The 13,643-nt window shown below is 39.0% G+C and carries 12 protein-coding genes; 6 read left to right on the forward strand and 6 right to left on the reverse strand.

The features are described from left to right. Window positions 1-17: 17 nt before the first annotated feature. Complete coding sequence (locus tag CQZ96_RS15560) at window positions 18-233, forward strand: DUF1737 domain-containing protein (protein WP_034616427.1); 216 nt, start codon at window positions 18-20, stop codon at window positions 231-233. 81 nt (window positions 234-314) lie between these two features. Here the strand turns inward: CQZ96_RS15560 and CQZ96_RS15565 are convergent, their stop codons facing one another. Further along, window positions 315-1,670 carry an MATE family efflux transporter gene (locus tag CQZ96_RS15565; RefSeq protein ID WP_004725601.1) on the reverse strand — a complete coding sequence of 452 codons (1,356 nt, stop codon included), beginning with the start codon at window positions 1,668-1,670 and terminating at the stop codon, window positions 315-317. 40 nt (window positions 1,671-1,710) lie between these two features. Further along, window positions 1,711-2,172: a DMT family transporter gene (locus tag CQZ96_RS15570; RefSeq protein WP_004725603.1), complete on the reverse strand. Its 462-nt coding sequence runs from the start codon at window positions 2,170-2,172 to the stop codon at window positions 1,711-1,713. Between the two features lie 118 nt (window positions 2,173-2,290). Between CQZ96_RS15570 and hemW the strand changes: the two genes are divergently transcribed. Further along, complete coding sequence (gene hemW / locus CQZ96_RS15575) at window positions 2,291-3,445, forward strand: radical SAM family heme chaperone HemW (RefSeq protein WP_105714595.1); 1,155 nt, start codon at window positions 2,291-2,293, stop codon at window positions 3,443-3,445. 76 nt (window positions 3,446-3,521) lie between these two features. Next, on the forward strand, window positions 3,522-4,007 hold the full coding sequence (locus CQZ96_RS15580) for a hypothetical protein (protein WP_105714594.1): 486 nt from the start codon (window positions 3,522-3,524) through the stop codon (window positions 4,005-4,007). Between the two features lie 212 nt (window positions 4,008-4,219). Here the strand turns inward: CQZ96_RS15580 and CQZ96_RS15585 are convergent, their stop codons facing one another. Beyond that, a complete protein-coding gene (locus CQZ96_RS15585) occupies window positions 4,220-6,043 on the reverse strand; it encodes an acyl-CoA dehydrogenase C-terminal domain-containing protein (protein ID WP_105714593.1) in 1,824 nt (607 codons plus the stop codon). 233 nt (window positions 6,044-6,276) lie between these two features. On the opposite strand from CQZ96_RS15585, the gene CQZ96_RS15590 reads away from it, so the two are divergent. Continuing rightward, a complete protein-coding gene (locus CQZ96_RS15590) occupies window positions 6,277-8,673 on the forward strand; it encodes a hypothetical protein (protein ID WP_105714592.1) in 2,397 nt (798 codons plus the stop codon). Window positions 8,674-8,747: 74 nt separating this feature from the next. Here CQZ96_RS15590 and aroE read toward each other — a convergent pair whose 3' ends face one another. Then, on the reverse strand, window positions 8,748-9,536 hold the full coding sequence (aroE, locus tag CQZ96_RS15595; protein WP_105714591.1) for a shikimate dehydrogenase: 789 nt from the start codon (window positions 9,534-9,536) through the stop codon (window positions 8,748-8,750). Window positions 9,537-9,733: 197 nt separating this feature from the next. Here aroE and CQZ96_RS15600 point away from each other — a divergent pair, with 197 nt between their 5' ends. Continuing rightward, window positions 9,734-9,928 (forward strand): hypothetical protein, encoded by a 195-nt coding sequence (locus CQZ96_RS15600; protein ID WP_035371912.1) that lies wholly within the window; start codon window positions 9,734-9,736, stop codon window positions 9,926-9,928. Window positions 9,929-10,214: 286 nt separating this feature from the next. Here CQZ96_RS15600 and hemF read toward each other — a convergent pair whose 3' ends face one another. After that, window positions 10,215-11,156 carry an oxygen-dependent coproporphyrinogen oxidase gene (hemF, locus tag CQZ96_RS15605; protein WP_105714590.1) on the reverse strand — a complete coding sequence of 314 codons (942 nt, stop codon included), beginning with the start codon at window positions 11,154-11,156 and terminating at the stop codon, window positions 10,215-10,217. 274 nt (window positions 11,157-11,430) lie between these two features. On the opposite strand from hemF, the gene hemN reads away from it, so the two are divergent. Next, complete coding sequence (gene hemN / locus CQZ96_RS15610; RefSeq protein ID WP_105714605.1) at window positions 11,431-12,795, forward strand: oxygen-independent coproporphyrinogen III oxidase; 1,365 nt, start codon at window positions 11,431-11,433, stop codon at window positions 12,793-12,795. A gap of 156 nt (window positions 12,796-12,951) precedes the next feature. Here hemN and ribA read toward each other — a convergent pair whose 3' ends face one another. Next, the gene (gene ribA, locus CQZ96_RS15615; protein ID WP_016539373.1) at window positions 12,952-13,554 is read right to left on the reverse strand and encodes a GTP cyclohydrolase II; all 603 of its coding nucleotides are present in this window, start codon (window positions 13,552-13,554) and stop codon (window positions 12,952-12,954) included. Between the last annotated feature and the right edge of the window lie 89 nt (window positions 13,555-13,643).

Raw genomic sequence — 13,643 nt, forward strand, 5'->3', positions numbered from 1 at the left:
TTAATCGTTGTTGGATCATGAAAGTTTATCGTTATTTAACTGGTAAGGATGATGTGAATTTCTGTGCACGGGTCAGTAAAGCTTTAAATGACGGCTATGAGTTATATGGTTCTCCGACGATGACATTTAATGGGACTGATGTCATTGTCGGGCAAGCCATTGTAAAAGAGGTTGGCAATGAATCTGAGATGTCTGAAAAGTTTCAGCAAGCCTATCAGCTTCAATCTGAGTAAAATAAAGGACACTTATAAAAAAATGCTGTATTTAAACAGCATTATTTTTAGGTAAACGCATTAAATATAAACGTTTCTAATTTAAGCCTGACTCAACCTTTTATTGTTCATATACAGACGCGTCAATAATAAAACACAGGCAATGGTCAGTCCGATAATCAGTCCTGTCCATACCCCAGCGGCGCCCATATCGGTATAGCGTGCTAAATAAATCCCAACAGGGAAAGCGATGATCCAGTAGGCCAGCATGGTGATCCACATTGGGCCTTTGGTATCTTGCATTCCACGTAAACAGCCCGCAGCACTGACTTGCCATGCATCCATAAGTTGGTAGCCAATCGCAAATAAAATTAAATATATTGCTGCTTGGGAAACATCATAGTCACTGGTATAAACGGACACAATTTGAGGGCGTAGAATTAACAGGAGTAACATGGTGATGCAGGCAAATAAGGTACTGGTCATTAATCCAACTTTCTGGACTTTACGCATCGCATACCAATTCTTTTCGCCAAAATAAGTCCCTGTACGAATGGTCAGCGCTAAAGCCAATGACATCGGAATCATAAACAATTGTGATGTTATGGATAAGGCAATTTGATGTGCTGCAACGGTAACTTCACCAAGCGGACTGAGTACAATTGCACCTGTACTGAAAATACTGACCTCAAAGAAAATCGCCAAACCAATTGGTAATCCCAGTTTGAGGATACGTTTAATCAGTACGCGGTCTATTTTCTCAAACATATTTAAGGGTTGTGTGGCTTGGTAGCGTTTGGCTTTTAAAATATAGATGCTAATCGTGATGAACATGATCCACTGCAACAAGGCTGTTGCAAAACCACAGCCAGCACTTCCCAAGTGTGGAATCGGCCCAATTCCATACATAAAAATAAAGTTCAGCGGAATTTGTACCACAAGCGCAACAAGGCTAATCACTGTGACAGGACGAGGGTAGCCTAAAGCTTCGGAATAGCCCCGCAATGTTGAATACATGGTAAAAGCAGGCATCCCAAAAGCAATCGCATGTAAGAACAAGCTGGCTTTAGGTAATAAAGATTCAGGCACACCAACCAAAGGCAACAATAAAGGAATGATCTGTAAAACCAGCATGCCAATAATACCCAGCAATAAGGCAACCCATAAAGACTGACGAACAATCGAAGGGATGTTTTCTGGGGTGCGTGCGCCGTTGGCTTCTGCCACTAAAGGCGTGGTTGCGATCATGATGCCACTAAACAGCAGCATGACTGGAATCCATAAACCTACACCAACAGCAATTGCGGCAAGATCTTCGGGAGACATATGCCCAGCCATAATGGTATCAATCAATCCAAAGCCTGCTGCAGCAAACTGAGTGATTAAAATTGGGAGCATTAAGTTAAAAAGTTGCTTTAATTCAAAGCGGGTAGTTGTGGCTTTTATCGATGCAGACACAGTAAATACTCGTTTTAAATGTGCTTAGAAAATAGATTGGTTAGCGTTGTAGAGTGAGAAGCACACCTATAAAAATCACCACGCCACCTAAAAGACGTTGCCAGTTTACTGGCGTTTTATCTGTACCCAGTAGTCCAAATTGGTCAACGATCATCGACATTGCAATTTGTCCAAAAATGATTAAGCCTGACAGGGTTAAAAAACCCAGTTTCGGTGCAGTATAAATGCTCATACTGATTGCATAAACACCTAAGCAGCCACCTAGCCAAAGATACCAAGGTATCACCGCTAAACTTGAAAGGGTTGGTCTCTGTTCAGCTTGCACAATCACCAAAATAGCGAGCAATAGTGTACCAACTAAAAAGGATAAAAGGGCAGCTTGTAATGGCGAATGCAGATATTCGCGCAATTGAGTATTGATAGCGGTTTGAAAGGTCATGGCAATGCCAATACCCATGGTGAGTGGTAAAAGGAACAATAATTGACTCGATAATTTCAGCATTCTTCTTCATCTACTTTTATTGTTAATGTTCAGTCTAAAGCAAATTGATGACTTGTTCTAATCGGATGGTAGAAGTCATGTTAAAATAATCACTCTCTAAACTTGTTCTGAGCCTTCTTTGACTGATTTAACACCTCAAAATATACCTTTGTCGCTTTATATCCATATGCCGTGGTGTGTCCGTAAGTGTCCGTATTGTGACTTTAACTCACATGCTGTACCCGATGGGAAGCTCTCTTTAGATTTAGAGCAAGAATATTTATTGGCACTGGTTGAAGATTTTAAAACCCAAGTGGATTTTGCTCAGGGACGTAAAATTTATAGTGTGTTTATTGGTGGTGGAACTCCGTCATTGATTTCTGCACAAGGTTATCAGTGGCTTTTTACCCAGTTAAAAGCTTTAGTCCCGTTTGAGCAGGATTGTGAAATTACTTTGGAAGCCAATCCAGGGACGGTTGAACATGATCCTTTTGCAGATTATTTAGATGTTGGAATTAATCGTTTATCGCTTGGGGTACAAAGTTTTAATCCTGATCATCTAACAAAGCTGGGCCGTATCCATTCCAATGATGATGCTGTTTCCGCCATTCAACATGCCAAACAAGCGGGTTTTCAACGGGTTAACGTAGATTTGATGCATGGTTTGCCAGAACAGACTTTAGAACAAGCCTTGTATGACTTAAAACTTGCAGTTGAAAATGGGGCAACCCATATTTCATGGTATCAATTGACCATTGAACCGAATACGGTTTTTTTCCGCACTCAACCTATTTTGCCTGTAGATGATGTTCTGGAAACCATTCAAGAACAGGGTGAGCAATATTTAAAGGCCAATGGCTTTATCAATTATGAAGTGTCTGCATGGCGTAAAGAAAAACCGTCATCACATAATTTAAATTATTGGCAATTTGGCGATTATTTAGCGATTGGGGCAGGAGCACATGGCAAAATTACCCAAGCTGATGGCGTATACCGTTTTCAAAAAACCCGTTTGCCTAAAGACTACTTAGCCAAAGTGCCGGCTGAACATTTGCAATTGAAACGTATTGAAAAACAAGACATGCCTTTTGAATTTATGATGAATGCTTTACGTTTAAATGAGGGTGTTCATGCCCAAATGTATCCTGAACGTACAGGATTGAATTTGTCTGATTTAGATCAGGTGATTGGTTCATTAAAACAGCGTAAATTGATGTTGAATGATGAAACACAGTTGGCGTGTACAGCGCAAGGTCATGTATTTTTAAATTCTGTGCTGGAAGAGTTTCTATAAATCTACAGCACAACAATTTAGCTTTTGTTATGATCTGACTTAAAACAATAATCTATTAAAAGTTAAGGTCATCACAATGAATAAGTTTCTAATCAGTATGTTATTTGCTGTGGCAAGCCTATCGCTGGCATATGCAAAAAACGTTGTCCCTCAATTTAGCGACTATCCTGTGAAAGCTGTGTATACAGGCAAGACCGCGAAACTTGATCTTTCAGATCCAAGTGCCAATATGTTTCGTACTCGACTAAGAGATGCATTAACACAAAAACCAGATTTTGCCGGTGAATATGTCACCACCATGTGGGGCTGTGGCGGGGGATGTAGAGTCTATTCTTTTGTCAATAAACGTACGGGTCAGCTTTTAGCGGATGGCTTTGGTGGTGAGGAACGGACTGAAGATGTGATTGCAACACGTTCAAACAGCCGTCTCTTAGTCACACAAGAAGAGCATATGGATCAAAACTATGCAGTGGATCAAGTAACTACACGTTTTTATGTGCTCGAAAAAAATCGATTTAAGTTGATTAAAACCATTACTCAACCCGCTTCTAGAACTCAATAGTAGGGGATGACAGAGTTTTTTGTTGGCTTTTAAACAGATCAATTTTTAAAAGCATTAAAGCGATTGCTTAAGGGCATCTTTAAGTTACGGGTTTTTAAGACTGTGATTTCGATAAAAGTGAATGAATATCACTATAGTGCAGCTTGCACTGTTATATCTTAAAAACAAAAGAGCGCCGTAGCGCTCTTTTGTTTTTTCAGAAATTTTAAATTTTAGTAATCAAAACTAAAGTGTTCTGCATCAAGTGCCATCATGGTACGAGATGGATTCACCATAGACTCAGCATGACCTTGTGAACGTGGTAATAATTGTTCAAAGTAGAAATCTGCAAGTTTGATTTTTGCTTTATAGAACTCAGGAACTTCAGCACCGTTACCAGACGCTAATTTTTCAGAAGCGACTGCTGCTTGTTGTGCCCAGTAGTAAGCCATCATTGCATAACCAGAGAACATCAAGAAATCGACAGAAGCAGACGATACGATTTCACGGTCTTTACGTGCTGCAAGCATGATACGAACAGTCAAAGCATTCCATTGCGCACAGATCTTGGTTAAATCCCATGCAAAACGACGCATATATTTGTTACGTGCATGTTGACCACAGAATTTCAAGATTTCAGCGGTGTATTCACGAACCACTTTACCTTTAGATGAAAGCAGCACTTTACGACCAATTAAATCAAGTGCTTGAATACCTGTTGTACCTTCATACAAAGTCGCGATACGCGCATCACGTGCAATTTGTTCCATGCCATGCTCTTTGATATAGCCATGACCACCAAACACTTGCATACCCAAATTCGCAGATTCAAGCCCCATTTCTGTTAAGAAACCTTTGAGAATCGGGGTGTAGAAACCAAGCTTATCATCATATTCTTCAAATTTTGCTTGATCACCTTGTAACATTGCATCGGTCATTTTATCTGCAAGCTGAGCTGCATGATAAATCATTGCACGACCGCCTTCTGCAAATGCTTTTTGAGTCAAAAGCATACGACGTACATCGGCATGGTGAATGATTGCGTCAGCCACTTTATCTGGTTCTTTTTTACCAGATAGGGCACGCATAGACATACGGTCTTTTGCGTATGGTAACGCACCTTGGAATGATAATTCCGCGTGAGCAAGGCCTTGTACAGCAGTACCTATACGCGCTGTGTTCATGAAGGTGAACATTGCATGTAAGCCTTTATTCACTTCACCAATCAAATAACCTGTTGCGCCATCAAAGTTCAATACTGCAGTTGCAGATGCACGAATCCCCATTTTGTGTTCAATAGAACCACAAGTCACAGGATTACGTTCACCCACTGTACCTTCAGCTGTAGGGATGAATTTAGGCACAATAAATAATGAAATACCTTTGGTACCTGCTGGTGCATCTGGAAGACGCGCAAGAACGATATGGATAATGTTTTCAGTTAAATCATGTTCACCGGCAGAGATGAAGATTTTTGTCCCTGTAATTGCATAAGTACCATCAGCATTAGGTTCAGCTTTAGTTTTTACTTGACCTAAGTCTGTACCACATTGTGGTTCAGTCAAACACATTGTTCCTGACCATGTACCTGCAGTCAGGTGTGGCATATAGGTATTTTTTTGTTCGTCTGTACCAAATTGCAAAATGGTATTCATACAACCCATGCTCAAACCTGGGTACATGGTGAATGACCAGTTTGCAGTCCCCATCATTTCAGATTTGATCAGGTTTAATGACATCGGCAAACCTTGGCCACCAAACTCTTCAGGATAAGACAGACCTTGCCAGCCACCTTGAATAAATTGGTTATAGGCTTCTTTAAAACCTTTTGGTGTCGTGACTTCACCATCTTTAAAATGACAACCTTCTTCGTCGCCAGATTGATTCAGTGGAGAAAGTACATTTTCACAAAAATCTGCAGCACCTTCTAAAATCATATCGACAGTATCAGCATCGGCATTTTCGCCAATTGATAGTGTTTTATAATGTGCAGAATAGTCAAAAACTTCATTCATTAAAAAACGTATGTCACGGAGCGGCGCTTTATATGCTGGCATGTGTTTAATCCTAATTTAAAAATAGTTTTGGATTTTCAATCTATAGCTTCATTATTCATAATCATATGGGAATTACATTGATAAGACTCTCTAAAAAAATTGTCAGAAATGCGAATTTGGTAGAAAAAGCACATGTGAATTTGTTGATTTTTTGATAGTCTTGTACACTTTGTTTTTTATTGTTTCCTTGTTATTTTTATTGTCATTATAATATTCAAGTGGGTAGAACTATCATGCATTTAAAAAAATTAACATTGTGTCTATTGGGTTTGAGTTTATCGGCATGTTCTACACATGTGATTAAAAGCAATGCTTTAAATGCAGATCAAGACGCTCCGCAACGCGCAATTCAAGGTTTGAATGCCTTGTATGAATATCCGAATTTTGATTATCGTGGACAAGTCAAGGTTCGACTTGATAGCGTTCAGAAAGCCAACGCAGCTGATACAAAGCAATTAGATCCTACAATTGAAAAAAAGGTCAATCAGTATCTAAGAGATCAAAAAATTAAATTAACCGATGCACAGAAAAAAGAACTTTATCAAGCAATTGCTAAGCAAGATTCTAAGTATTCAAATCGCTTTGTTGGTATGGGCGCAGATGTTGTACAAAATATCGTGAATGATTTACAGATTCGTTATGATGGAACTGTGAATTATCGTCAGAAAATGGCATCGTTTAACTTAGAAACGCAGTATAAAAAACCCAACCTTTCTGTGGAAATGCGTGTTCCTACAGTATTGGATCTCAATAATTATAAATTTTATACCCATATTTTTTCTTTAATGCCTTATTTGGCCAATTCACAAGATCAGAATAAATATGCCTATTATGATTTTTCTAAATACAAAGATGATATTGCCAAGGTGAATGGAAAAGCCTTGGTTGAGTTTCTTAAACAATCAGGCGCAACTTCTTATTTGATTGCTTCCCCGAATCAAATTGAAAATCTCGCGGTGAGTTCAGCTGAGAAGCAAGCGGGTATCGTCGAAAAAATCCGCTTAACTACCAGCATTGAAGAAATGTTTTTGCAAGGGCAATTGTATTCTACAGTGAATCGTCAATATTTCATGAATTCAGTGCTTGGATTGAGTCCTACAAATATTGCAAAACTCTTAGATACTGCTGGAGAAAGCCATTCAAGCGATGCTGCTAACGAGGCGGCACAAGCTGCAATGAAAGCAGTAGAAGAAGCTTCAGCGGGGATCAGTACTGATGATGCGGGTGTGGTTGATGCCGCTAGTGCCATGTATCAACTTTATAGTGCAGTCAATCGTCAATCTCATGAAGCGTCTGAAGAAGAGGTGGACGCTGTTTATGCAGATGCACAAGACGCGGCTAAAAAAGCAGTTGAAGATGATGAAGACTATGCCACTAGCCAAGCTTCTGATGTTGCCGATCAGGAAGATGATAGCGTTGAAGCTGAGTCTGAAGACGCATCAGCAGAGCGTCAGAAAATTTTAACTGAACAACAATGTGAAGATTTAACAAAAGCAAAAGCTAATCCACGTTTTGGTGATGTGGAATATTGTCAGTATCATTATGAAGTTGATGTTTTAAGTGCTGAACCAAAGGATGATGCATCTTCAGCCAGTAAAGCTTTACAGCAGCAAAGTAATGCAGCGCTTGTCAAAACCTTTACAGGCTATGCCAAAGACCAGTTGGTTGATGCTCAACAATTTAAACAATTGTGGAATCAACATCATACTGAAGTTGAAGCCAGTTTGCCGCCTAAAAACAAACGTAATCCTTTAATCGTCGATCTGACTTTAGATAACAACGGTCGGGCGGTAAAAGCAGATTATGATTTGGGTGTGGATTTTGATAAATTAAATCGTAAACTGAATGTTAAGATGGATATGCAATTCCTTAATTATGGAAATGCCAGCAAGATCGATCAGAGTGTTTTACAGCAAGCCAAACCATTTAAAGATATCTTTAAAGGCAGCATTATGGAGCAAGCTGTAGGCGGTATTGCGGGTGTTTCAGGTGATCATTCAGAACAAAAATACTTAACTTTAGATGAGCGTTTAGCACAGTTGGCTGAACAGGTGTTTGCACAAACGGGTTCCTATGAAAAAACCTATAAAGCCGTATTTATTGCCAAACTGACTGCAGAAAAACCTGAGCTAATCAAACAATATTCTGCTCAAGATTTACAAGAAATTGCGACGGTCTACGCTTATTCTTATTCTGATGAAGAGATTTACAATCCGAAAGGTCAGGCTTTAAAACAGATCCAAGCTTTACAGAAAAAGCATCATTTGGAAGACGACCACCAATATGATGATGGACTTGGAAATGCTGTTGATGAGATCGTGGCTAAAGTCTGGAAAGATAAACAAAGTGTTTTAGAAATTCAGAATTTAGTCAAAAAATACAAAACCACTGAAGCCGTTTTTGCGCAATATTATATGCAGAAGTTTGAAGCGGAAAATGAGATTGAAAAAGGGCAACGTGCTGACTTTATCAAAACAGCGAAGATTTTAGCCAAGTCTTATACTGCGTTTAAACGCAATAAATTTAACGATCAAGTTGTTGCTGGCTTAGATCAAGACGCGACTGAATTTATTGATTATGATTTATTTAAGCAAACCTATCAGATCTTGAGTGATGCCAAGTTAAAGTAATTGATCTTGGTGTTGTTAAAAAGAACCTCAATTGAGGTTCTTTTTTATGGATCTTTTAAAACTGTATATCTTGATTAAAGAAAATCTTTTAAATTCGGGCGAACCCCATTCCAAATATAAAATGCTTCTATGGCTTGCCCAACCAACATCCCGAAGCCTTCTGAGCTTGGAATCTGGCGCGCTTTGGCTTGATCGATAAAGCTTGAAGGTTTGCCATAGGCCATTTCATAAGCATGGTGAAAGGTTAAAGTTTCAGGAAGAATCAGTGCATCACCCGTTAAGCTTGCCGAAGTCGCATTGATAACAAGATCAAATTGCCCATCTAATTCATCTAGGCTACAAGCGGAAAGTTCTGCTTCAGGAACAGCGCTTTGTAAATCTGCCACCAATTGTTCCGCACGTGAACGGGTACGGTTGGCAATCACAATCTTTTTAGCTCCCGCTTTTACCAGAGGGTAAACCACACCGCGAGTTGCACCGCCTGCACCAATAATCAAAATATCTGCGTTGTCTAAAGTCCAGTCTAGCGCTTTAATCGCATCGACTAAACCTTGTCCATCCGTATTGTCACCATGCAATACCCCGTTTTCCATCCAAAGCGTATTGACTGCCTTGGCGATTTTTGCACGTTCTGTCAGTTGTTGGCATAAGGCAAAAGCTTGTTCTTTAAATGGCACAGTAACATTCATACCTACACCATTGTGAGCAAAGAATTCAGTTACACTTGTGGTAAAGCCATCGAGTGGAGCAAGACGTTTTACATAGTTGAGATCAATACCAGTCTTTTCTGCAAAGGCATGGTGTAGTTCAGGTGAACGAGAGTGTTCAATCGGATTTCCAATGACTGCGAAAAGTTTACTCATGCCAAATGTCCAAGTATTGATTGTGTTGATTTTTAGAGAATGTCGACAATATACGTGAAAATGGATGACACAACCAAATTATATGCGGTTTAGCTTATGCTAAAATTTGAATAAATTGATGATTTAGAGCGTTTTTTTAATCGCGCTAAAGCTTGTTTTTAAGAGGAAGGTTTTGAGGGAAATGTTGTGCTTCAAAAATGATGCTTTATGGATTGCAAACTGACTCTAAGAAATCAAGAAAAATCATAGCAAAAACAACGAGAAAACCAGCAGATAAAACAACACTAGAAGTAATTGAGATACTGTCAGAAAGAAGGTCTTTGGAAATGATGGTGGTTGAAATGGAGCATGCTAATAAAAATAAAATACTGAATGAAAGACTAACCTTGTGATTTTCTAATAAATTCCTCATACCTACCTCTGGTTTCTACTGCTATAATATTCTTTAAACGCTAAGACTTTTTTCAAAAAAATTAAGGAAATTTTAAGGTTGGTATCTTAGCTCAAGTTTGAGCATATATTAAATTAAAAAAGTATTCTTATCGTGAATTATTCTCATTTTAATTGTGAGTAAATCTTTCAAGCGTTATTTTCTCAGAAGTATTCAGCGGTTTAAGTGAAAAAGCTATCTTGAATGAAAGATAGCTTTTTAAACGATGAAGCATAAATGGCGGGAGATTATTTTAATATCGACAACCAGTCTTTAGGCTTTAAATAATGATCAGTGAGGCATTTTTCTGGGCTATTTTCATCCCATTCTGGGCGATAAGACCAAGCTGCAAGCGGTGGCATGCTGACCAGAATAGATTCAATTCGACCACCAGTTTGTAAGCCAAATAAAGTCCCGCGATCATAAACCAAATTATATTCAACATAGCGACCACGACGATACAGTTGGAAGTCTCGTTGGGCTTGTGTAAATGATTTATCCTGATTTCTTTGGAAAATAGGCAAAATAGCATTTAAATAACCATTAGCGACCGCTTGGATATATTCAAAGCATTTTTCAAAATCCCATTGATTTAAATCATCAAAAAACAAACCCCCAATACCACGTTGTTCATCACGATGTTTTAAATAGAAATAATCATCACACCATTGTTTATGTTCCGCATAAATTTCTTCACCAAACGGTGCGCACAGATCAAATGCTGTTTGGTGCCAAGATAAAACGTCTTCATCATTTGGGTAAAAAGGCGTGAGGTCAAAACCACCACCAAACCACCAAATTGGTGCTTGTCCTTCAGGTTCTGCAACAAATAGCCGTACATTGGCGTGAGATGTTGGAACATTGGGATTTGTTGGATGAATGACCAAAGAAACACCCAAGGCTTGTGCTTTGGCTCCAGCAATTGCTGGATGTCGTTCTGTTGCTGAAGCTGGCAGTTTGGAAATGTTGATGTGAGAAAACATCACCCCGCCTTTTTCGATCACAGTACCATTCTGTAGAACACGTGAACGACCACCACCGCCTTCAGGGCGTTGCCAGTCATCAATTTCAAATGTTGCAGTGCCGTGGCCTAATTTTTCTTGTTGCTCTAGGGCAGAGCAGATTCGAGCTTGTAAATCTGTTAGGAAATCACGAACACGTTGAATATCTGCAGAAGTCGGGTTTTGCATGATCATCCTCAAAGGAGAATTGAAAAATTTTCTACATCAAAACATAAAACGCTAAAAAAACAAAACCAAGTCATCATAAAGGCATGTTTTGAACTTGGTGTGAATGAATCGAATGAGCCTAAAAAATCTTTGGATATCGCGGATACACGCTAGGCAATCCCGAGCAATTCGCTAGGTTGAAATCTATCTTTAAGCTCAGCACAATGTATTGAGGATAAATTCAATTTTTGGGTTTATTTCATTTTGAATGTTAATTGCGTATCGAGCAGTGAATATGAGTTGTTCCTTGATTCAAAAATACAATGTTGCTGGACCCCGTTATACCAGTTATCCAACGGTTCCATATTGGGAGGAGGCATCATTTTCGCTGCAACAATGGAAACAGACCTTAAAGCGCTCTTTTGATGAGTCTAATCACGTTGAAGGCATCAGTCTTTATATTCATTTACCATTTTGTGAAAGTCTATGTACATTTTGCGGATGCCATAAAAAAGTCACGAAACGGCATGATGTTGAACAACCCTATATTCAAGCCGTTTTAAAAGAATGGGACTTATATTGTCAGTTGTTAGCAGACAGACCCATCATTAAAGAAATCCATTTGGGTGGTGGAACACCAACATTTTTTTCAGTTAAGCATTTACAACAATTAATTAAGGGTATTTTAGCCAAAGCCAATATTGCGGCTGGTTATGAATTTAGTTTTGAAGGGCATCCTAATAATACCACGCGAGAACACTTACAAGCCTTGTATGAGCTCGGTTTTCGCCGTGTCAGCTATGGGGTGCAAGACTATAATGAGACTGTTCAGAAGGCCATTCATCGTGTCCAGCCCTTTGAAAATGTAGAAAGAGTGACGCAATGGGCACGTGACATTGGCTATACATCGATTTCCCATGATCTGGTTTTTGGTTTGCCATTTCAAAATTTAGCAGATGTGTTGCATACCATTGATTTGACTAATACGTTAATGCCAGATCGCTTGGCTTTTTATAGTTATGCGCATGTGCCTTGGATTAAGGGCAATGGACAGCGTGGGTTTAAAGATCATGATGTGCCCAAAGATGGAATGAAGCGAACCCTGTATGAAGAAGGGAAAAAGCAACTTTTAGCCCATGGTTATCATGAGATTGGAATGGATCATTTTGCTTTAGATCGAGATGAGATGTATCAAGCATTTCATGCAGGTACTTTGCATCGTAATTTTATGGGCTATACCTCATCAAAAACACAAGTCATGATCGGATTGGGCCTATCTTCAATCAGTGATAGTTGGTATAGCTTTGCACAGAATGAGAAAAATTTAGAAGCCTATTACAGCTCTCTTGAAAATGATGAAATTCCTGTGGTGAAAGGGCATGTGTTAAGTGTCGAAGATTTAAAGATTCGTCAGCATATTTTGAATTTGATGTGTACCTTTCAAACCTCTTGGTCAGATCAAACGATGGATTTTGCTGAGCGTGGTGATGTGATTCAACAGCTTGTTGAAATGCAGCATGATGGTTTATTGAACATTGAAGCGGATCGGATTGTGATCACGGAGCAAGGGAAGCCTTTTGTCCGTAATATTTGTATGGCGTTTGATTTGCATTTAAAGCGTAGAAAGCCTGAAACGCAAATTTTCTCGATGACGATTTGATATCAATTAATTAAGCTGATTTTGTATCAACTTGAGTCATACATGTTGGTTCTATCGAGGGGCGACAGGGATGTCGCCCCATTGTGTGTTGAACTAGGACTGAGCTCTCACTTCACCGAAGATCTGATCACTTGTATCTAAGCAAGACGTCTATGATTAAAAATCATCTTTCTCATACATATGTGACATACGATCATGTTTGGTTTTTAAATAATCTTCATTGAACTTATTTAAGCCCACTGTCAACGGTACACGGTCTAATACATCAATACCTAAATCTGTTAAAGCTTTTAATTTTAATGGATTGTTGGTAATTAGCCTGACTTGTTTAACCTGTAAATGATCGAGCATGATGCTACACATATCATATTTACGTGCATCAGCAGGTAGGTTTAACAATAAATTTGCATCAACGGTATCATGCCCTTGATCTTGCAAAGCATAAGCACGGATTTTATTGGTCAAACCAATACCACGACCTTCTTGGCGCAAATATAAAATCACACCTTGGCCTGCATCATTCATCATTTTCATGGTGTTGTGCAATTGAGGGCCACAGTCACATTTTAATGAACCAAAGGCATCGCCAGTTAAACATTCTGAATGAATACGAACTAAAACGGGGTTTGTAGGCGCGATTTCTAAACCCTTAGAAAGAGCAACATGCTCTTCACCTGTTTGTGGATCTTGAAATACAGAAATTTTAAAATCACCATAAGCAGTGGGTAATTTTGAAGTGGCAACAAACTCTATTGACACAGAATCTTCCATCTATTTGTTTAGAAATTGGCTAAAGTATAGCGTAATGCTTGGACATTGGTAGGTTTGTAAAGCATGTTTTTATAGAT

The organism is Acinetobacter sp. MYb10 (assembly GCF_002980175.2).
Classification (GTDB): Bacteria; Pseudomonadota; Gammaproteobacteria; order Pseudomonadales; family Moraxellaceae; genus Acinetobacter; species Acinetobacter guillouiae.